Genomic DNA, 18,420 nt, shown 5'->3' on the forward strand with positions numbered 1-18,420 from the left:
AACCGCCGGCGGCTCCACATCCTCTGTCCGCAAGAAATCCACTGCCTCGGCCCAGGCCCTAGTCATCTGGCCGCATCAACATGAAGTTATGCTTCGCAACGTCCCACCCTTCCTCTCCATGCTCTTCCGCCGCTACCGTGACGCAGACCGTTGTACATCACAACAAGGGGCGGTCATGCATGCGATAGCCAAACTGACGACTGGGGTTGTCGTACTGCTGGCGTTGTCCGGCTGTGGAAGTTCAACATCCGGAGGAACCGCCGTCCAAGAACCAGCCGGCACGGCAGGGGTGAACGATCCCGACGCGCAGATGCATCCCGAACTGCTCGAAGTCTCGCCTTCGCCTGCCAAACCGGGGCAGACCATCAAGGTCCGATTCCCCGAGGGAACTTCCCGGGGAATCCCCTGGGTTCTGGAAGAACAGGACGGCAACAGCTGGCATGTCCGCTACTACCTCATGGCCTCAACCGATGATGACGGCGGCTCTAGTTCCCCAACATGGTGGCCTGCGAACGACCCCAAGGGCCAAACCTGGCCGGATATTGGCGTCGAGGGACCTGGCCCAGACACCCTCATCATTCCGGACAGCATTCGCCCTGGAACGTACCGGCTGTGCACGGCCAACAGCATGCCGAACATCTGCACCATGCTTGGCATCACGGAGTAGGGGCGCTCAGTCTTGGCCATTCGGCGGGGTCGCGTAGTGCCACCGGAGCGACCCTCCTGATGCTTCCGAGCATTCCCGGCCCGATCACCTGACCAATCACCTTGGCCTCACTGCTCACCTGAACGGGGTGGGGGAACGTATCGGGCAGATGATGGTGTTGAACACCGCGTCGGTCGCGTCGGTTGCCCGGTCGTATCGTCATCAGGCGCAGGGCATTACTCCTTCACAGTGGCGGCATGTGCGCGCCCGGCTGCGGGAGCTACACCGCGGGTTCGCCGGCCTGGCCCTCACGGGCCAGCGCGGTCAGGCGGGACACCGCGCGGAAGTACTTTTTCATGTAGCCGCCGGACATCATTTCCGGGGTGAAGAGCTCATCGAACGGCACGCCGCTGGCGATGATCGGCACGTCCTTGTCATAGAGCCGGTCGGCCAGCACCACGAACCGCAGGGCCACGGCCTGCTCGGTGATCGTGTGCACGTTGTGCCAGGCCACCGCGTCCACGCCGTCGAGAAACTGCTTGTACCGGCTGGGGTGCACCCCGGCCAGGTGGTTGACGAGATCCGAGAATTCGTCGGCCGCCACCACCTTGCCATCGAAATTATGCAGCCGCCGCTTGAGTTCGTGGTCGCTGAGCGGCTGGGGAGCTGCCGGCAGCCCGCGGTGCCGGTAGTCCTCGCCGTCCACCCGGATGACCTCAAACTGGTCGGACAGCACCTGGATTTCGCGTTGGAAATCGACGGCGGCAAAGCGTCCCTCCCCCAGCGAGCCCGGCAGGGTGTTTGAGGTTGCCGCAAGCTTGACCCCGGCGTCGGCGAGCTCGCGCATCAGCCGCGACATCAGCACGGTGTCGCCGGGATCATCCAGTTCAAACTCGTCGATGCACACCAGGCGGTAGCTGCTGAGCGCTTCCACGGTTTTGCGGAACGACAACGCGCCGACCAGGTTGGTGTACTCCACAAAGGTGCCGAACGCCTTCGGGCCGTCGACGGCGTGCCACAGCGACGCCAGCAGGTGGGTCTTGCCGACGCCGAACCCGCCGTCCAGATAGATGCCGGAGTGACCCTCCGGCTTGCCGCCGCCGAACAGCTTCCTGAAGCCCTTGGGCTTGGGCCGGTCGACCACGGCGGCAAAACGCTGCAGCGCCCTCACGGCCTCGCTCTGGGACGGCTGGGCCGGGTCCGGGCGGTAGCTGGCGAAGGACACTTCGCCGAAGCGCGGCGACGGGTGCAGGCCCGCCAGCAGTTCGTCCACGGACACCTTCGGCGTCCGGCGTGAAAGCTGTTCAATCTGGGGCACGTAGGCTAACCGCTGCCTTCCTGACATGGGCTCGGAGAATGCACAGCGGCCGGAATGCCGCCAGCAAAACGATACGCTACCCCGCCCGCCGGCGGCAGTCGGTGTAAGCCAAGCCACAGCCGGGCCGGCGGGTCCCGGTGCTCCGGCCGGGCCGCCGGTGCTCCGGCAGGGGGACCCGGCGCTCCCCCGGGCCGCGATGTGACGCCGGGTGAGGCCCCGGAAGCTTTTGCCTGCTCCGGTGGTTAGGCTAAACAGAAGTCCCCCGGCCGTTATGCACGGCCGTCTGCACGCTATGGAACGCTGCACGTCAAGGAAAGGTTTGCCAATGCCCATTGCCGCCGAGCACAACGAGAAGTTTGCCGCCTACGCCAACCCCGAGCGCCTGGTCTCCACGCAGTGGCTGGCTGAGAACCTGGGCGCGGACGGGCTGGTGGTCGTGGAGTCCGACGAAGACATCCTGCTGTACGAGACCGGCCACATTCCGGGCGCGGTGAAGATCGACTGGCACACCGACCTGAATGATCCCGACACCCGCGACTATGTGGACGGCGAGGGCTTCGCCGCGCTGCTCGGCGCCAAGGGCATCAGCCGCGACACCACCGTGGTGCTCTACGGGGACAAGAGCAACTGGTGGGCGGCCTACGCGCTCTGGGTATTCACCCTGTTTGGCCATGAAGACGTGCGGTTGTTGGACGGCGGCCGTGACAAGTGGATCGCGGAGGGCAGGGAACTGACCACCGAGGTGCCGCGGCCCCAGGCGGTTGACTACCCCGTCGTCGAGCGCGACGACGCACCCATCCGGGCCTTCCTCACCGACGTGCTGGACCACTTCGGCAAGCCGCTGGTGGACGTCCGCTCTCCGGAGGAATACACCGGCGTGCGCACCACCATGCCCGCCTACCCCGAGGAAGGCGCCCTGCGCGGGGGCCACATTCCGACGGCGGCGTCCGTGCCGTGGGCGCGGGCGGCGGCCGACGACGGGACGTTCCGGTCGCGCGAAGAGCTCGAGGCCATTTACCTGGACGAGGCCGGGCTGAAGCCGGGCGACGACGTGGTGGCGTACTGCCGCATCGGCGAACGGTCCAGCCACACCTGGTTCGTGCTCAAGTACCTGCTGGGCTTCGACACGGTCCGCAACTACGACGGCTCGTGGACCGAATGGGGCAATGCCGTGCGCGTGCCGATCGTCAGGGGCGCCGAGCCCGGCCAGGTCCCCGCCTCGGCCCGCTGAGGAATAGCCGGCCGGCACACGACGTTAACGATGCCGAGCACGAAACCGCAAGAGAGAGCGCAAGTACCCTGATGACGGCGACTGAGCAGACGATTCCCGAACCGCTGGCAGAAATTATCGACGACTTCCAGGCGGTCACCGAGGCCGAGCGGCTGCAGCTGCTGCTGGAGTTCTCCCGGGAGCTGCCCGAGCTGCCCGAACGCTTCGCCGGGCACCCGGAACTGCTGGAGCAGGTGGTCGAATGCCAGTCGCCGCTCTTCCTGACGCTGGAGCTGGGCGATGACCCGGACCAGGACGTGCAGATCTACTTTTCGGCTCCGCCGGAAGCCCCCACCACGCGCGGCTTCGCGTCCGTGCTGCACGAGGGGCTCAACGGGCTGCCGGCGCAGCAGATCCTGGCCGTTCCCGACGATATCGCCGAGCACCTGGGCCTGACCCGCGCCATCACCCCGCTGCGGATCCGGGGCATGTCCGCCATGCTGTACCGCATCAAGCGCCTGATCACCGAGGCACGGCAACTGCGCGCCGCCTCGGCCTGACCGTGGCCAGGCACAAGCCGTCCGCCGGGACCCCCGCCACCACGCTGCTGCAGCGGGCGGGGGTTCCGCACGTGGTGCACACCTATGCCCACGACCCCGCGGCGCCCAGCTTCGGCCTCGAGGCCGCGGAGGCGTTGGGGATGGATCCCGCCCGCGTGTTCAAGACCCTGATGGCCGTCGTGGACGAATCGCTGGCGGTCGCCGTCGTGCCCGTCAGTTCCAGCCTGGATCTGAAGAAACTCGCCGCGGCGCTGGGCGGAAAGCGCGCGGCCATGGCAGACCCGCAGGTAGCCCAACGGCGCACCGGGTATGTGCTGGGCGGGATATCGCCGCTGGGCCAGAAACACGCCAGTCCCACGGTGCTGGATTCCACCGCCCGGGACTTCGGCGCCATCTTGGTCTCGGGCGGCCGCCGCGGGCTGGATATCGAGATCGCCCCGGCGGACCTGGCCGCGCTGACGGGCGCGACCTTCGCCCCGCTGAAGGCCGGTTAGGGCTCTAGCCGACCGGACGGGGCGCGTCCTTCGCCCCGCAAAAGACCCTTTGAGGCTTAGCCGACAGGACGGAGCACCCGGCTCAACCAGGACGTGACGACGCGTTCCCAGCGTTCCGGGTCCACGTTCCATTCGCGGGTGTGGCCGGCCCCGCTGAAGGGCTCGAACGTGACCAGCGGGTTCTTCTCGGCCAGCGCCGCCGACGGGCCGTGCGGCACGAAGTCGTCGTCCTCGCTGTGCACGATCAGCGTCGGCACATGCAGCTCGTCGGCCCGGGCCACCCAGTTCATCATCTTCAAATCCAGCGGGGCGGCGAGGCCGGTCAGCAGCCGGCCGGCCTTGTTCGAGATCAGCCACTGCGAGAACTGCCCCACGGCATCCGGAATCCGGTTCAGCTTCGCCTGGTGGGCCAGCACGTCGGTCCAGTCGATCACCGGGGCGTCCAGCACCAACGCGCGGATCCGGCTCCGGTAGCGGGACTGGTCGGCGGCCTGCAGGCTGATCGCCCCGCCCATCGACCAGCCGAACAGCACCACATCCTCCGCCCCGTTCGCCAGGGCGAACCCGATCGCCGCCTCGACGTCGCGCCATTCGGTCATGCCTAGCCCGTAGCGGCGGTCGGGGGCGGAGGGGGCTTCGCCGTCGTTCCGGTAGGAGATCAGCAGCGACGCCATGCCCAGCCCGCGGACCGACCGGACGGCCCGGATCCCCTCCGCCCGGGATGCCCCGCGGCCGTGCACCATTATGGCCCAGGTTTTCGCCTCCGCCTCGGCGCGGACCAGCCAGGCCGGCGCAATGCCGCCTTCCACCGCGATCTGCACTTCCTCATTCGCCAGCCCGACGGCGGCCGGGTCCGGGTAGGCCGCACCGCCCCACCAGCCGCGCGTGGCGGCGGCGAGGTCGCCGGCATACACCTGCTCGACCCTGCGCTGGACCGTGCCTTCCCGCGGCGAGTAGGACGTCACCTCACCCACCCGCGCCACGGAGCGTCCGCCGTCGAAATAGACGCTGTAGACGCCCGGCGCCGTGGTGTCCAGGGTGGCCGGCAGGATGATTTCCTGCTCCACGCCGGTTCCGACGACGGCCAGGATTTCCAGGTCCTGGACGTGCTCGCGGACCGGGGTGAGCACCTGCCGAGCGAAATAGGAGGCCAGTCCCGAGGTCGCTCCGGCCAGGATCGATCCGGCTCCCGCTCCCGCCAAGGCACCGAGCAGCAGCCAGCGTGCGCGGGGCAGCTGGCCGTCGCCGGCGGAGGTGTTCCGGCCGGACCGGTCTGAGCGTTCGAACACAGCCATGGGTCCATTCTTGCCGGTGCCGGTGCCGACCGCTAACCGGCGCGGCCGTCGGCGCGCCGCGTTGTTGTCCCCCGCTTGTGCTGCTGATTAGGCTGGGCGCATGACCGAAACCATCGTCGTGCTGACCGAGGAACCGCTCAACGACGCCGACCTGCAGAATTTCGGCTGGCTGGCCGGCGAGCAGACCGCCGCCGGGCAGACCACCTTCCGGGTCCTGATTCCCGAGGACACCAAGCGGAATCTGCTGCTCGATTTCGTCGAGCGGCTGAGCATGCTGGAGGTCGGCACCGCGTTCCGCGAGCTGGCGCACGGCCAGCCCACTCCGGAGGAGGCCCGGCACGAGGCCGACGAAGCCCGGCACATCTCCGCCAGGCTGCTGGCGGAAGCGGGCTTCAACGCCACAGTGGACATCGTGGAGGACGACGGCGTGTCCGCCCTGGTCAAGTACGTCGCGGAACATCCTGCAGACCGGGCAGTTGTCATCACCCGGCCGCATTCCATTTCCGATACCTTCCATACCGACTGGGCCAACCGGGCGCAGGACAAGCTGGGCATTCCGGTCCTGCACCTGTACTCGGGCTCGGGATACATTGGCGACTCGTGAACGTTGGAGAGACTATGAGCAACACAGAGGCCGGACAGTTCCCGGTGACCAAGACCGACGATGAATGGCGGCAGGAGCTGAGCCCGGAGGAATACCACGTGCTCCGCGAGGCCGGCACGGAGCGCCCCTACACCGGCGAATACTGGGACACCCATACCGAGGGGGTCTACAGCTGCCGCGCCTGCGGAGCCGAATTGTTTACCAGCAAGGAGAAGTTCGACTCCCACTGCGGCTGGCCGTCCTTCTGGGCGCCGCTGGCCGAGGGCACCGTGCGCTACCTGCGGGATTCGACGATGGGGATGGAGAGGATCGAAGTCCGCTGCGCCAGCTGCGACTCGCACCTCGGGCACGTGTTCGAGGGCGAGGGCTACGGGACGCCCACGGACCAGCGCTACTGCATCAACTCGGTGTCCCTGACGCTGAAGGACACGCAGTAGCTTTTCGTACCGCGCCTCCCCCCGCGCCTGAGGCGCTTATAAGTTTCATCTGATTCAGCCCGGCCAGCACGAGCCGGGCTTAATCATTCCCGCCCGCCGCGGCGCCGAGCATTACAGTTCCTTACGCGAGGCCGCTTTTAACATAAGTAGGGCTGTTGCGTTGCTACGCTCGCTACATATTCCAACGTCAGGCGCCGGGAGAGCCGGCCCGATGGAAAGGCGAGGCGACGATGACCATCACCCCCACCCGCAATCCCAGTACCGCCGTGCACGGCAACCCGGCACAGCACCCGGCATGGCTGCGCCTGAAGGAGGCGGCCACCGAGCTGCGCGGACTCCAGGTCCACGACGGCTCGGTACCGGACGACGGCAACAAGCCCGCTGCCGCGCGGCACACCGAAGTGATCATCGACGCCATCGGCCAGCTGGCCCCGCTGTTCGAACACGACGACGACTACTTGGAGAAACTGGTTGTGGATTTCGGCCGCTGGCGCGACGGCGGATTCGGCGTCCCGGACTTCCTGGACTCGCTGCTGGCGTTCCAGCCGCAGCAGCACCGGATCAACGGCCTGCGGCACCTGGTGGTCTTCCCGATGTACACGCAGAACGGCAGCAGCGACCGGTTGGTCGAAGCCGTGCTGATCGAAGTCATCTGGCCGGACTTCATCGGTGAACTGGAATCGGGCTCCTACTCCAACAAGCTGTTCGTGCCCATCCGCTTCCTGGACTTCACGGCCGGCTACGACACCAACTCGGCCGTGCTCTTCCCGGAGACCGTGGCCGTGCGGGAAACCCCCGCCTTCACCTGGGGCGCTATCTTCGCCGACCGCGAGGCGGCCCGGTTCCGCAAAGTGGTCCGCGCCGCGGCCGAAATCACCTCGCTGGAACTGCCGGAAGAAGCTGCGGCCCTGCTCGATGACCAGCAGTTGACGCAGGAAACCTTTGTCATGTGGGACCTGATCCACGACCGCACGCACATGCGCGGCGACCTGCCCTTCGACCCGTTCATGATCAAGCAGCGGATGCCTTACTTCCTGTACTCCCTGGAGGAACTGCGCTGTGACCTGACCGCCTTCCGCGAGTCGGTGCGCCTGGTGCAGGACGCCACCGCGTCCGATGAGGTCCGCAGGCACGCCCGGCTGGTGCAGTACGCGGTGATCTTCGACCGGATCTTCCGCTTTGCCATCACCGGCAACCGGGTGCGCAACTACGACGGCCTGGGCGGCCAGCTGCTGTTTGCCTGGCTGCACCAGCACCGGGTGCTGCACTGGACGGACGGCAAGCTCTCCATCGACTGGGACAACGTCGCGGACGCCGTCGTCGCCCTGGGCGGGGAGATCGAGGAGCTGTACTGGCGCTCCATCGACCGGCCCAAGGTGGCCCACTGGCTGGCCGCCTACGAGATGCTGACCAAGACGCTGACCCCGCACCCGGCCTCGGTCTGGGCCAAGGGCCCCGAGGCCCTGCCGCTGACGGGGCTGCCGCGCGAGGTCACCGACCAGGTTATGGACGACGAGTTCCCGCTGTCAATGTTCTACGAGGCCCTCTCGCGGAAGATGAAGCCGGTGATCGAATCCACCTCGGGGATCACCGGAGAGTCGGCCTGACATGGCGGCCGCCGAACATCAGGGCACCGGCGACGGGCCACCGGATGCCGGCCGGTTGCTGGCCGCCGCGCCCGGCCCCGGCCGGCTGGCCGGCCTCACGGTGGTCGTCGCCGGGGCATCCGGCGCCTCCGGCCAGGCCGTCACCGCTGCCCTGACCGGTGCGGGCGCCACGGTGCTGGCGGTCGGCAGCAGCAAGGACCGGCTCGACGCCGCCTACGCGAAGAACGACGCCGTGGCCTCCTACCAGTGCGACCTCGCCGACCGCCGGGCCGTGGAAGAGCTGGCCGGCAACGTTGCCGCCGGGCACGGCGGGGCCGACGGCCTGATCCACCTGGTGGGCGGATGGCGCGGCGGCCGGGGCCTGGCCGGGCAGTCGGACGAGGACTGGGATTTCCTGCACCGGCAGCTGATCGGCACGCTGCGGAACACCACCCGCGCGTTCTATTCCCAGCTGGAGGCCTCCCCGTCCGGCCGGGCGGCGATCGTCTCGAGCACGGCGACGGATTCCCCCACCGCGTCGGGCGCCAACTACGCCGCCGCCAAAGCCGCCGCGGAGAGCTGGATGTTCTCGGTGGCCGACGCCTTCCGCCGGGCCCAGTCCGGGCGCAAGGAGGATCCCGTCCCCCAGCGCTCCGCCGCCGTCGTCCTGGCCGTCAAGGCCCTGCTGGACGACGCCATGCGCCGGGCAGAGCCGGAGAAGGCATTTGCCGGCTTTACCGACGTGGCAGACCTGGGCCGCGCCGCCGCCTCCCTGTTCACGCTCGACGCCGCCTCCCTCAACGGGGAACGCATCCGGCTGGCCTGACCCGGGCCCGGCTGTGACGGCACCCACTGATTAAGGAATACTGAAACACGTGACTGACTCCCCCCTGCTTTCCGGCTCCCTGCACGACACCGACCTGCGCGGCTTCGCCTCGGACAATTACTCCGGCGTCCATCCGGAGGTCCTGACCGCGCTGGCCCACGCCAACACCGGGCACCAGGTCGCCTACGGCGAGGATGCCTACACGGCGCGGCTGCAGCAGGTGATCGCCGGACACTTCGGCGATGCCGCCCAGGCTTTCCCGGTGTTCAACGGGACCGGCGCCAACGTGCTGTCGCTGCAGTCGGTGTTGCCGCGGTGGGGCGCCGTCATCTGCACCTCCTCCGCGCACATTAACGTGGACGAAAACGGTGCCCCCGAGCGCGTGGGCGGGATCAAACTCCTGGCGGTGCCGGCCGACGACGGCAAGCTCACCCCGGAGCTGATCGACCGCGAGGCGTGGGGCTGGGGCGACGAACACCGCGCGCAGCCGCTGGCCGTGTCCATCACGCAAAGCACCGAGCTGGGCACGCTGTACAGCATTGAGGAAATCCGCGCCATCGCCGACCACGTGCACGAGCGCGGCATGAAGCTGCACATGGACGGGGCCCGGCTGTCCAACGCGGCCGCCTCGCTGGCCACCGACCTGCGCAGCTTTACCACCGACGCCGGGGTGGACATTCTCTCGCTCGGCGGCACCAAGAACGGCCTGCTCTACGGCGAATGCGTGGTGGTGCTGAACCCGGATGCGGCCCACGGGCTGCAGTACCTGCGCAAGATGAACATGCAGCTGGCCTCGAAGATGCGGTTCATCTCCGCCCAGCTCATCGCCCTGTACGACGGCGACCTGTGGCTGCGCTCCGCTTCGCACGCCAATGCGATGGCCGCCCGGCTGCGCGCCGCCGTCGAGGGCGTCGAGGGGCTGTCCCTGACCCAGCCGACCCAGTCCAACGCCGTCTTCGCCGCGCTGCCGCCCGGGGTGGCGGACCGGCTGCGGCAAAAATTCCGCTTCTACGACTGGGATTCGTCGCGCGGGGAGGTCCGCTGGATGTGCTCCTTCGACACCACCGAAGACGACATCGACGCCTTCGGGGCGGCCATCCGCAGCGAACTCTCCTAGTCCTGCGCCGGGATGCCCGCCGCTTCACGGCGCGCCTGCCTGACGTCTTACGGCACCAGGGCATAATCTGGCTGTGTGAGTGCGATTGATCTCTCAGCAGTGCCGCCTGAGTTCATGCGTGCGCTGTCGGCCTTGCGCCAGGCGCAGTGCCGGAATGAACTGCGGCTGGAGGAAATTCCCGCGCCCTCCCGGCTGGCACCCTTCGCGGTGGCCCTCGGCGCCGAAGTCATCGCCGAACCGGGCCCCCGGCCGCTCCACGGCCCGGTGGTCACGGCCCTGCAGACCGCCGACGGCCCGGAGCTGGCCACCGGCCGCTTCATCCTGCTGCACGATCCCGAAGGTTCGGCGGTCTGGGACGGAACCTTCCGGATCGTCACCTACATCCGCGCCGAGCTCGACGCCGACATGGGCAACGACACCATGCTCGGCTCCGTGGCGTGGGACTGGCTGGTGGAAGCCCTGGAGAACCACGGCGCCCCGTACCGCAACGCCGGGGGCACCGCTACCCGCATCCTGTCCGAAAGCTACGGCACGCTGAGCGGGCGGCAGGACTCGATCGACATTGAGCTTCGCGCCTCCTGGACGCCTGCCTCCGCCGACATCCGCTCCCACCTGGAGGCGTGGAGCGACATGGTTTGCACCTACGCCGGGCTGCCGCCGCTGCCGGAAGGGGTTGCCGCCCTGCCCCACCGCCGCCGCAACTGACCTGCCGACGCCTGCCTGCAGGGCTCCCCGTGCCGGCGCGTCTCGCGGCTGCCGGTTAACCTGCCGAACATGAGGTCTTCGTAGCTCCCGTTGTGGGTGGTGATGGTCTCCTTCATCAGGACGTCGCGAATGATTTTGTGCTGAAACGCGGCGGCGAGGTTCCGGGCCGTGCCCCCGTCCGGCATGGCCTGGCTGTCCAGTGCGGCAGCCCAGACCCGGCACGCAGCCGCGATGTCCGCGTCGGTTCCCTCGGGGGCGTGCACCGGCAGCGCCCGGTTACCCAGAAGTGCCGGGTTGTAGGTATCAGTGTCGGTGGCGCTGCCGAAGTAGGTCAGTGTTGCGTTAACGTTGCTGTCCTTGATCTGCTCCGGCGGCCGCTGCTCATCGGTGCCGAACTCTGACCAGCCGGTGCCGGTCACGAGCCGCACGTTGCGGAACGGCATCCCGGCCGTGGCGAGTTCCCGGGTCAGCGCGGCAATGTGCGCGGCGTAGGAGTACAGCTGCCCGTCGGCGCCGGCCTCGTCGGGGTACAGGATGAGGAGGTAGCTGACGGTGGCCTCCTCATCCCTTTTACCGGACGGAAGCGGTTATGGTGGCATGGGCTCGCTTCCCGGGGTCTCGGCGCGTCTCGACGTCGAGTACATCGAAACCTGCTTCGCTGAGCAAGTGCCCCATCTGCTCGATGGAGCAGTAGTACGCCGTTATAACAGCGTGTGGGAAAGGTCTGCCCGAAAAACTCTCGAAGAATCCGACGAGTAGCCCGCCTTGGGCAAGGGCACGAGCAATCTCCTTGAGCACGAAGGACAACTCGTCTGGTGGCATGTGGATGAGGGAGTACCAGGCCAGCACACCATCCAGTGATCCATCTGGTACGTCTAGATTACGTAAGGAGGCAACACGGAAAGACACATCGGGAAAGCGTACGCGGGCGCTTTCAATAAATTCGGGAACAAGGTCGATCCCTTGCACATTGGCACCGAATGGTAGAGGAAGTCGGTCCAATGGCCGGGTCCACACCCGGCATCAATCACGCAGCCGTCAATACTTGTCGCCCAACGTCCAATGCGTTCCCGATCCAGCTCGTGCATGTCCTCAACGGAACCGAGAATGCGCGTGTACTCGGCGGCACGTGCCCTATATGCGGCTCGGATAGATTCACTCCCCATGCTGACGAGCCTAGCGATCAGGGAACAGCACTGAACGATACTGGGCCGGCGAGTCTATGCCGCTCTTTGACCAGGCACTTCGACAGCTGGCGGCTAGCGTCAACGACGCCGTGCCGGGCCCCTTACTCTTCGAGTCCCGCCAAGTGACTCCCTGGTGCCTGCTGGCCCGTTCGTTTAGCGGGCGTCAGGCCTTATCACCCGTGCAATGAGACGTTCAACCTCATCCGCCAGTTCCGTAACCGGTCGACGACCATCCAGTTCGTGGGTCGCCCCGTTCCGAAGCAACGGTTCGACGTCGAGAACGTATTGGCGGATCACGGACTGGTCTGCCTCTGAGCTGCCGTAGGGATTGTTCTTACGAACCGAGACTCGCTCGATGAGGACTTCTACGGGTGCGCTCAGGAGAACAACAGCGGCGAAACGGTCATAGAAGCGACCTTGATTCTCGACAGTCCCCGAGACAACCAGAGACGAGTGAGATGCCAGAAGTGCCGTCATGCGCGGCTCATCCCATGTTCCGTCAGGAAGCACCCAGGCGTCGTAGTCGGTGTCGATCGTTCGGTAGCCCCGCCGGGACAACTCGTGCAGCAGCGTTGTCTTTCCCACCCCTGACATGCCGGTGATCAGAACTCGAGACATGACAGCCAGCGTAAACGGTGCGCCAGAGTGCCCGGTAACCGAAAACCGGCAAAAGATCCACCAGCGGGGGCGCTTTTGCGGGCAGGTCCTTCGCGGCAGTGGAGCGATTGGCGCGGGACAAGGGTGAGGCAACGTAGGAACCCCTGTTGGGGCACGTCGGATAAGGAGTGTCCGTAAGCCGGTCGCGTTAGGGGTACCAACTTGCACAAACCGTTGTCGAGTAGATGCACACGCCAAATCAGCGCCCGCAACAGTTATCGAGCAACTGTCGCCTGTTCAGGTGCCCAGTAGACGGCGTTCGTGGGCGAAGGCGACCAACTGGAGGCGGGTGCGCAGTTCGAGCTTGTCCAGCACGCTGCGCAGGTGGGTTTTGATGGTGGCTTCAGAGACGAACAGACTCTCCGCCATTTCACCGTTGCTCAGGCCTTTTGCCGCGAGCAGGAAGACGTCCCGCTCCCGCACCGACAACACATTAAGTACGGACAAGTCCGGGCCGATAGCGGGAACGGTGCGGGCTGCATGCTCGAAGAGAGAGTGAATGGATCCCGGGGCGATGACGGAGTAGCCGGAATGAACGGTCCGGATCGCCGCCAGTAGAAATTCCGGCTCCGCGCTCTTGAGGAGATACCCGCTCGCCCCGGCCTGCACAGCCTGAACCACTGCCTGATCCCTGTTGAACGTGGTCAACGCAATGATCTTCGGCTTATCGATGCCGGCCGCCGCGGCGTGCTGCACGATCCGCCGGGTGGCTTCGACGCCATCCATTACCGGCATACGCAGGTCCATCAGCATCACGTCCGGACGCCGTTCGCATGCAAGGGCCACCGATGCCTCCCCGTCACCGGCCTCTCCCAAGAATTCCAGATCCTCCTGGCTCTCTATCAGCATGCGGATACCCGCCCGGAACAAGGGCTGGTCGTCCACTAGGGCCACGGTGATACGCGTCCCCTCCTCAACCACGGTGGTCCGCTTCCTGTGCGTCCCCTGCCTGCCCGGGAAGGCCCGCTGCGGCGAGAGCCGGCTGGACTTCCGCACTCGAAACGTCACCGAAGGTGTCCCTGGCTTCGGCGCCGACTGTATCGTCCCCCGTCCTCACTTCCATGGTTCCGTAGGGGATAAAGGCCGTCACCCGGAAGTGTTCGCCGTCCGGCCCGGCCGTCAGCCAGCCACCGGCCAGATGGGCGCGTTCGCGCATACCGGGAAGTCCCCTCCCCACCCGGGACGTGGCCGGATCCGCGGCGTCTTCTTGGCCGGTTGCGGCGCCGGACGAGGCCACGTGCAGAGTCAGGCCCGGCCCGCTCCAGTCAAAGTGGAGCTGCACATCGGTGCCGCGCCCGCCATGTTTGAGGGCGTTGGTCAGGCACTCCTGAACGATTCGGAAGACGGCCATTTCCTGCCCGGCAGACAGTTCCACCGGTGTCCCGGACTCGGTCGGGTGAATCTTCAAACTGCCGCGCTGCATGCCCTCGATGAGTTCCGGGATGTCACTCAGCAGCGGCTGGGGCGCCACCATACCGTTATCGTGGACTCCCTCGATCACCCGTTGCGCATCCGCCAGGGCGCTGCGGGCGGATCGGGCGATCGTGTCCAGGGCGCTGAGGACGGATTGGGGCTGGTCCTTGCTCAGGTAGCGGGTTCCATCAGCCTGCGCGGCGACGACTGCCAGCGAATGAGCGAGGACGTCGTGCAAATCCCTGGCGATGCGTGTCCGTTCCTGCTCCACGATCAGGTCGATCTCGGTCTCCTGCAGACTGTTTTGCGCCAGTTCGCGGGCACGGAACAAACCTCCCCGTTCCTGATACAGCGCCGCCAGTCCGCCGCCGGCGGCGCACGCCCCGGCTATCAACAGAAGGAGCGCGAACAACTGCCAGCCATAGTCCTGCAGCATCCACCGGTCGCCGGCCTGCGCCGGGGGGAACCAGCCGACACCGTCGCCGTATCGCCACGAAAGCATCAGGAACGCCATGACGGCAGCGGCGGCCACGTTCACGCCCACAGCGATGTACCGCTGCCGGGCCGGGGCAATCCACACGATAAAGCCCAGAGCGACAAACGAGCCAAGGTAAATAGCCCAGTGATTAGCCTCCATCGGCGGCAAAATATGACTTATCTGTCCGGTAAGAAGTGCAACCGTGAACCCAAGAGAGACCAAGGGCTTCCAAGCGGCAGTGGCAACCGCCAGTGTCATCAGCACCAGCGGCCAGTTCCCTGGCCATGACTGCCAGGACCCTCCCATCCTTCCTGCCTCCGCAATACACCACAGTGTAAAGAAAAGGACGGCCGCCAGAGGGGCGCCCCAATTCCGCACGAAGTTCAAAACCGGTTCCATGCCAGTCACCATATCCACGGCAATCACACCAATCCCGCCGAAATGCTGCAAATCAACCTATTAGCCAAATGAATCATTCTATGAGCCAGATTTGGTCCGGACCGCACTTCTGGTCTGGTCAGACCCCTCCCGATCGACCCGCACAGCCCGATGATGATCCTTGGTCTGCCCAGAAAGCATGCAAACGCCGATAACGACGCATATGCCGCGGGTAGCGGCGACTCGCCGGTATGTACCCGTCAACTCGTTTAGCCTTCCCGGAGCGTAGAGCCAGCATAAGGGCACCCTTTATGTACAGAAGTTTGGTGGCCGTAGTGTTTCGAGGAACAGATGGACGGAGCCATCTGGCGTCCTCGCATAAAGTGGGCTCAGTCTCAGGTGAAGAAGTAGGTTTCCAAACCATGCAATCAACCGCAGCAGATATTTCAAGGGGCAACTCTCCCTGGTGGTCATCCATCTGGGCGAGAACGCTAATCGGCTTGGCCCTGCCTCCCGCGTATGTGCTCATCCTGCATCATTTCGTCTACCTGTCCTCGGACGCTGTCCAGACCCCCTCCCGAGTAATTGGGGCCGAGGTGGGTGACGCTGTTCTATGGGGCGCAATTGCAATGGCAGGTTTCGGATTGCTCGGGATACTGGTCACGATCTACTTCCCCAACAAACGTCCCGTCGTCCCTGCCTGGTCACTCGGAATCTTGGTGCTGATCATGCTGGCCGACATTTGGCTCGTGACGCTCCTAGGCATAGGAGTTTTCAATGTGCCTCACATGTACGCACCGGTGACACTTATCGTCGCCTGCACTGCAATGGCCCAACGGATGACAGCCGCACCTGAACACGGACGATGGCCGCGGATTGGGTTTACACTCGGCGCGGTTCCCTTCTTTGCGGCCACCCTGCTACTGGTAACCGAAATCATTTTCGGTTCCAGGTGAGGCAACGACAGGCCCGGGGTGGTCCACCCTCCGGCCCGCGCCAGCGGGACCGGTAGGCTTAGTGTGCTTTTCTTGCGCACGCTTTGGAAGCTTCTCTGGCCAGCACTTTTCCGCCATTACTTTGATGCAAGGCTGATGGCTGGGAAATCGCACTACCGGGGCACACCGCTTCTAGGCCAAATGTCCGGCAACACCGTCCGCACTGGGTAGGCTGGGCGAAAATCGATTCGTCCCCGGTCCCACAAATCGGGGTTGATGCATGGGGGAAAAAATCGCTAAGAAACCGTCCATCCTGTTGACTATAGGCTTCTTTCTGACTGCCGGCCTCATCCTTGGCATCAGCACCCTTCCCAGCCAGAGCCCTGCAATTGACACGCCGGATGCCTACCAGCCCTTCGTCGAATGCTCAGCTGACTACGCGGACGGTGCAGGCGCAGAACTGGACCGGATGAATATGATCGGCGCGGAGAGCAGTATCATCATTTCCCCCGAAGAAATGAAGGTTCTGGGTTTCTCCGAAGCCCAGATCCAAGCCCAGACAGCGAAATGGAACGAGCTTTCCCCGGAAGAACGTGAAGAGCAGTTGTGCCGTGCAGCGCAACAGAACCCGGCCAGCACTCAATAACGTGAAGCGGGGGCGGGACTAGCTCCCACTGGCATGAATGCAGCGCACTATCGACAAGCAAAAGGGATCTCGTCCAATGAGGTGATGTTGCCGTGGCCTCTGCCTTCAGGCTGATATTCACACCACTCGTCAAGGAACAACTGACCGAAAGTCCATAGAGCCGGCAAGGAAGCAACAAGTACCAAAATCCCTGCGGCGACGCCGCTGGAGGCGCTGGCCGAGAAGTGTGCGAACACATCCGGCCCGCCGTCGTCCTGGCGCAACCCAGATGAGGGCTCATCCGCAGGAACCCATCCGCTAGCCAAGTCAATTGCAAGTTTGTAATGACCCGGGAGCTGCTGCGGATGCATCAGAAATGGCTGTGGGCTGCCAGGAAGTCGGCGTGCGGCGCTTCATCGCCTCCGATTACGGCATGGCGCGTCCTGCTATTCGGCCGGGCGCATACTACTGGCCTAAACTGAACGGATCATGAGCTCCTTGACTTCGGACACGTCCGGGCACAACAGCCCTGACCAGAGCACCTCCAACGACGCCGCAGAAGACCGGGAGCAGACCCCACCGCTGATCCACCTCGACGCGCCGCGCGACGGCGTTCCGCTGGTCATCGCCAGCGAGTCGGGCCTGCAGCGGGCCGCCGCTGCGCTGGCGGCCGGCACCGGTCCGGTCGCCATCGACGCCGAGCGGGCCTCGGGCTTCCGCTACGGGCAGCGCGCCTTCCTGGTCCAGTTGCGGCGCGAGGGTGCCGGCACCTGGCTGATCGACCCCGAGCCGTTTGAGGACCTGAAGCTGCTCAATGACTCCCTGCGCGGCGTCGAGTGGATCCTGCACGCCGCCAGCCAGGATCTGCCCTGCCTGTCCGAGCTGGGCATGTGGCCCGACAAACTGTTCGATACCGAACTCGCGGCCCGGCTGGCCGGCCTGCCCCGGGTGGGCCTGGCAGCCGTGATCGAGTCCCTGCTCGGCTTCACGCTGGCCAAGGAGCACTCCGCGGCGGACTGGTCCACGCGTCCCCTGCCCGAGCCGTGGCTGCGCTATGCCGCGCTGGACGTCGAGGTGCTCATCGAGCTCCGCGATGCCCTGATCGACAAGCTGCGCGACGCGGGCAAGCTTGAGTACGCGCTGGAGGAATTCGAGGCGGTGCGCGCCGCCCCGCCGTCGCCGCCGCGCGTCGACCCCTGGCGCCGCACCTCCGGGCTGCACCAGATCCGCGACCGTCGGCAGCTGGCCGCCGTGCGCGAACTCTGGAACGAACGCGAAGCGCTGGCCGCCAAGCGCGATGTTGCCCCGGGCCGGCTGATCCCGGACTCGGCCATCGTCGCCGCGGCCAAGGCCATGCCCGCCACCGTCCCGCAGTTGCTGGAGACGCACGGGTTCCACGGCCGGGCCGCGCAGCGTGAAGCACCGCGCTGGCTGCGGTGCGTGGCCTCGGCCCGGGGCGAGACGGACCTGCCTCCCCTGCACCTGCCCACCAACGCTCCCCCGCCGCCGCGCTCCTGGGCCGACAAGGACCCGGCCGCCGCGGCCCGGCTGCAGACCGCCCGCCCCAGGCTGGCGTCGCTCGCCGAGCAGTTGGACATGCCGGTGGAGAACCTGCTCACCCCCGACTACCTGCGCCGCACCGCATGGCGTCCGCCGGAGCCCGTCACGGAGCAGTCGGTGGACGCCGCCCTGGCCGAACTCGGCGCCCGCCCCTGGCAGCGGAAACTGACGGCCGGGCTGCTCGCCGAAGCGTACGCCAACCCGGAGCCGCTGGCACTCAAGGAGAACCCTGAGCCCGAGGCCGCCGCCGGCGGCGGCGCGGCGGGCACCCCCGCGCGCCGGCGGACTTCCACGGTAACTGTTGCAGGGCCCGCCGACGCGGCGGGGGCGGTGTCCGGCTCCATCCGGCGGCGCCGGCGGGAACGGCATTCCCCCGCCTGACCCCCCTC

Annotated in this window: 21 protein-coding genes; 13 read left to right on the plus strand and 8 right to left on the minus strand. The window is 66.2% G+C overall.

What is annotated here, in order from left to right:
• Window positions 1-88 precede the first annotated feature (88 nt).
• Window positions 89-667 (plus strand): hypothetical protein, encoded by a 579-nt coding sequence (locus AC5RUP_RS10275; protein WP_494153878.1) that lies wholly within the window; start codon window positions 89-91, stop codon window positions 665-667.
• Between the two features lie 259 nt (window positions 668-926).
• Here AC5RUP_RS10275 and zapE read toward each other — a convergent pair whose 3' ends face one another.
• Complete coding sequence (zapE, locus tag AC5RUP_RS10280; protein ID WP_494153879.1) at window positions 927-1,964, minus strand: cell division protein ZapE; 1,038 nt, start codon at window positions 1,962-1,964, stop codon at window positions 927-929.
• A 325-nt stretch (window positions 1,965-2,289) separates the two neighbouring features.
• On the opposite strand from zapE, the gene AC5RUP_RS10285 reads away from it, so the two are divergent.
• The 3 genes from AC5RUP_RS10285 to ybaK all read left to right on the plus strand — a co-directional run bounded on the left by AC5RUP_RS10285 (window position 2,290) and on the right by ybaK (window position 4,228).
• Window positions 2,290-3,195 (plus strand): sulfurtransferase, encoded by a 906-nt coding sequence (locus AC5RUP_RS10285; RefSeq protein WP_494153880.1) that lies wholly within the window; start codon window positions 2,290-2,292, stop codon window positions 3,193-3,195.
• 71 nt (window positions 3,196-3,266) lie between these two features.
• Entirely contained in the window at window positions 3,267-3,734 is a 468-nt protein-coding gene (locus AC5RUP_RS10290) for a SufE family protein (RefSeq protein WP_493977856.1), read from the plus strand.
• Window positions 3,735-3,736: 2 nt separating this feature from the next.
• Window positions 3,737-4,228 (plus strand): Cys-tRNA(Pro) deacylase, encoded by a 492-nt coding sequence (gene ybaK, locus AC5RUP_RS10295; RefSeq protein ID WP_494153881.1) that lies wholly within the window; start codon window positions 3,737-3,739, stop codon window positions 4,226-4,228.
• A 56-nt stretch (window positions 4,229-4,284) separates the two neighbouring features.
• Here the strand turns inward: ybaK and AC5RUP_RS10300 are convergent, their stop codons facing one another.
• Window positions 4,285-5,523 (minus strand): alpha/beta hydrolase family protein, encoded by a 1,239-nt coding sequence (locus tag AC5RUP_RS10300; protein ID WP_494131391.1) that lies wholly within the window; start codon window positions 5,521-5,523, stop codon window positions 4,285-4,287.
• 100 nt (window positions 5,524-5,623) lie between these two features.
• On the opposite strand from AC5RUP_RS10300, the gene AC5RUP_RS10305 reads away from it, so the two are divergent.
• From AC5RUP_RS10305 to AC5RUP_RS10330, 6 genes are all read left to right on the plus strand, one after another.
• Window positions 5,624-6,127 carry a hypothetical protein gene (locus AC5RUP_RS10305; protein WP_494153882.1) on the plus strand — a complete coding sequence of 168 codons (504 nt, stop codon included), beginning with the start codon at window positions 5,624-5,626 and terminating at the stop codon, window positions 6,125-6,127.
• A 14-nt stretch (window positions 6,128-6,141) separates the two neighbouring features.
• Complete coding sequence (gene msrB / locus AC5RUP_RS10310) at window positions 6,142-6,564, plus strand: peptide-methionine (R)-S-oxide reductase MsrB (RefSeq protein ID WP_494013865.1); 423 nt, start codon at window positions 6,142-6,144, stop codon at window positions 6,562-6,564.
• A 230-nt stretch (window positions 6,565-6,794) separates the two neighbouring features.
• On the plus strand, window positions 6,795-8,171 hold the full coding sequence (locus AC5RUP_RS10315; RefSeq protein WP_494153883.1) for a DUF6421 family protein: 1,377 nt from the start codon (window positions 6,795-6,797) through the stop codon (window positions 8,169-8,171).
• 1 nt (window position 8,172) lies between these two features.
• Window positions 8,173-8,976 (plus strand): SDR family NAD(P)-dependent oxidoreductase, encoded by an 804-nt coding sequence (locus AC5RUP_RS10320; RefSeq protein WP_494158515.1) that lies wholly within the window; start codon window positions 8,173-8,175, stop codon window positions 8,974-8,976.
• 49 nt (window positions 8,977-9,025) lie between these two features.
• Window positions 9,026-10,093 (plus strand): threonine aldolase family protein, encoded by a 1,068-nt coding sequence (locus AC5RUP_RS10325; RefSeq protein WP_494154182.1) that lies wholly within the window; start codon window positions 9,026-9,028, stop codon window positions 10,091-10,093.
• Window positions 10,094-10,207: 114 nt separating this feature from the next.
• A complete protein-coding gene (locus AC5RUP_RS10330) occupies window positions 10,208-10,798 on the plus strand; it encodes a DUF3000 domain-containing protein (RefSeq protein WP_494093273.1) in 591 nt (196 codons plus the stop codon).
• Here the strand turns inward: AC5RUP_RS10330 and AC5RUP_RS10335 are convergent.
• From AC5RUP_RS10335 to AC5RUP_RS10355, 5 genes are all read right to left on the minus strand, one after another.
• Window positions 10,735-11,217 carry a hypothetical protein gene (locus AC5RUP_RS10335; RefSeq protein ID WP_494154181.1) on the minus strand — a complete coding sequence of 161 codons (483 nt, stop codon included), beginning with the start codon at window positions 11,215-11,217 and terminating at the stop codon, window positions 10,735-10,737. The genes AC5RUP_RS10330 and AC5RUP_RS10335 overlap by 64 nt on opposite strands.
• Window positions 11,218-11,368: 151 nt before the next feature.
• Window positions 11,369-11,767: a class I SAM-dependent methyltransferase gene (locus AC5RUP_RS10340; protein WP_494154180.1), complete on the minus strand. Its 399-nt coding sequence runs from the start codon at window positions 11,765-11,767 to the stop codon at window positions 11,369-11,371.
• Window positions 11,768-12,138: 371 nt separating this feature from the next.
• Window positions 12,139-12,603, minus strand: a complete 465-nt coding sequence (locus AC5RUP_RS10345) for an AAA family ATPase (RefSeq protein WP_494154179.1) — start codon at window positions 12,601-12,603, stop codon at window positions 12,139-12,141.
• Window positions 12,604-12,879: 276 nt separating this feature from the next.
• The gene (locus AC5RUP_RS10350) at window positions 12,880-13,536 is read right to left on the minus strand and encodes a response regulator (protein WP_494154184.1); all 657 of its coding nucleotides are present in this window, start codon (window positions 13,534-13,536) and stop codon (window positions 12,880-12,882) included.
• A gap of 19 nt (window positions 13,537-13,555) precedes the next feature.
• Window positions 13,556-14,791, minus strand: coding sequence for a sensor histidine kinase (locus tag AC5RUP_RS10355; protein ID WP_494158548.1), 1,236 nt, complete (start codon window positions 14,789-14,791; stop codon window positions 13,556-13,558).
• 542 nt (window positions 14,792-15,333) lie between these two features.
• Between AC5RUP_RS10355 and AC5RUP_RS10360 the strand changes: the two genes are divergently transcribed.
• Window positions 15,334-15,867: a hypothetical protein gene (locus AC5RUP_RS10360; RefSeq protein WP_494154177.1), complete on the plus strand. Its 534-nt coding sequence runs from the start codon at window positions 15,334-15,336 to the stop codon at window positions 15,865-15,867.
• Window positions 15,868-16,126: 259 nt separating this feature from the next.
• Complete coding sequence (locus AC5RUP_RS10365) at window positions 16,127-16,492, plus strand: hypothetical protein (protein ID WP_494154176.1); 366 nt, start codon at window positions 16,127-16,129, stop codon at window positions 16,490-16,492.
• 47 nt (window positions 16,493-16,539) lie between these two features.
• On the opposite strand, the gene AC5RUP_RS10370 is transcribed toward AC5RUP_RS10365, so the two are convergent.
• Window positions 16,540-16,842: a hypothetical protein gene (locus tag AC5RUP_RS10370; protein WP_494158516.1), complete on the minus strand. Its 303-nt coding sequence runs from the start codon at window positions 16,840-16,842 to the stop codon at window positions 16,540-16,542.
• A gap of 118 nt (window positions 16,843-16,960) precedes the next feature.
• On the opposite strand from AC5RUP_RS10370, the gene AC5RUP_RS10375 reads away from it, so the two are divergent.
• Window positions 16,961-18,412 carry an HRDC domain-containing protein gene (locus AC5RUP_RS10375; protein ID WP_494158517.1) on the plus strand — a complete coding sequence of 484 codons (1,452 nt, stop codon included), beginning with the start codon at window positions 16,961-16,963 and terminating at the stop codon, window positions 18,410-18,412.
• Window positions 18,413-18,420: the final 8 nt, after the last annotated feature.

The sequence above is a fragment of the Arthrobacter sp. Y3223151 genome (assembly GCF_059091125.1).

Bases quoted from the DNA above. Each gene is read 5' to 3' on its own strand.
- AC5RUP_RS10300 (WP_494131391.1), bottom strand. From the start codon at position 5,523: ATGGCTGTGTTCGAACGCTCAGACCGGTCCGGCCGGAACACCTCCGCC.
- AC5RUP_RS10375 (WP_494158517.1), top strand. From the start codon at position 16,961: ATGAGCTCCTTGACTTCGGACACGTCCGGGCACAACAGCCCTGACCAG.
- AC5RUP_RS10365 (WP_494154176.1), top strand. From the start codon at position 16,127: ATGGGGGAAAAAATCGCTAAGAAACCGTCCATCCTGTTGACTATAGGC.
- AC5RUP_RS10275 (WP_494153878.1), top strand. From the start codon at position 89: ATGCTTCGCAACGTCCCACCCTTCCTCTCCATGCTCTTCCGCCGCTAC.
- AC5RUP_RS10290 (WP_493977856.1), top strand. From the start codon at position 3,267: ATGACGGCGACTGAGCAGACGATTCCCGAACCGCTGGCAGAAATTATC.
- AC5RUP_RS10330 (WP_494093273.1), top strand. From the start codon at position 10,208: ATGCGTGCGCTGTCGGCCTTGCGCCAGGCGCAGTGCCGGAATGAACTG.
- AC5RUP_RS10320 (WP_494158515.1), top strand. From the start codon at position 8,173: ATGGCGGCCGCCGAACATCAGGGCACCGGCGACGGGCCACCGGATGCC.
- AC5RUP_RS10360 (WP_494154177.1), top strand. From the start codon at position 15,334: ATGCAATCAACCGCAGCAGATATTTCAAGGGGCAACTCTCCCTGGTGG.
- AC5RUP_RS10285 (WP_494153880.1), top strand. From the start codon at position 2,290: ATGCCCATTGCCGCCGAGCACAACGAGAAGTTTGCCGCCTACGCCAAC.
- AC5RUP_RS10370 (WP_494158516.1), bottom strand. From the start codon at position 16,842: ATGCATCCGCAGCAGCTCCCGGGTCATTACAAACTTGCAATTGACTTG.
- AC5RUP_RS10315 (WP_494153883.1), top strand. From the start codon at position 6,795: ATGACCATCACCCCCACCCGCAATCCCAGTACCGCCGTGCACGGCAAC.
- AC5RUP_RS10355 (WP_494158548.1), bottom strand. From the start codon at position 14,791: ATGACACTGGCGGTTGCCACTGCCGCTTGGAAGCCCTTGGTCTCTCTT.
- msrB (WP_494013865.1), top strand. From the start codon at position 6,142: ATGAGCAACACAGAGGCCGGACAGTTCCCGGTGACCAAGACCGACGAT.
- AC5RUP_RS10345 (WP_494154179.1), bottom strand. From the start codon at position 12,603: ATGTCTCGAGTTCTGATCACCGGCATGTCAGGGGTGGGAAAGACAACG.
- AC5RUP_RS10305 (WP_494153882.1), top strand. From the start codon at position 5,624: ATGACCGAAACCATCGTCGTGCTGACCGAGGAACCGCTCAACGACGCC.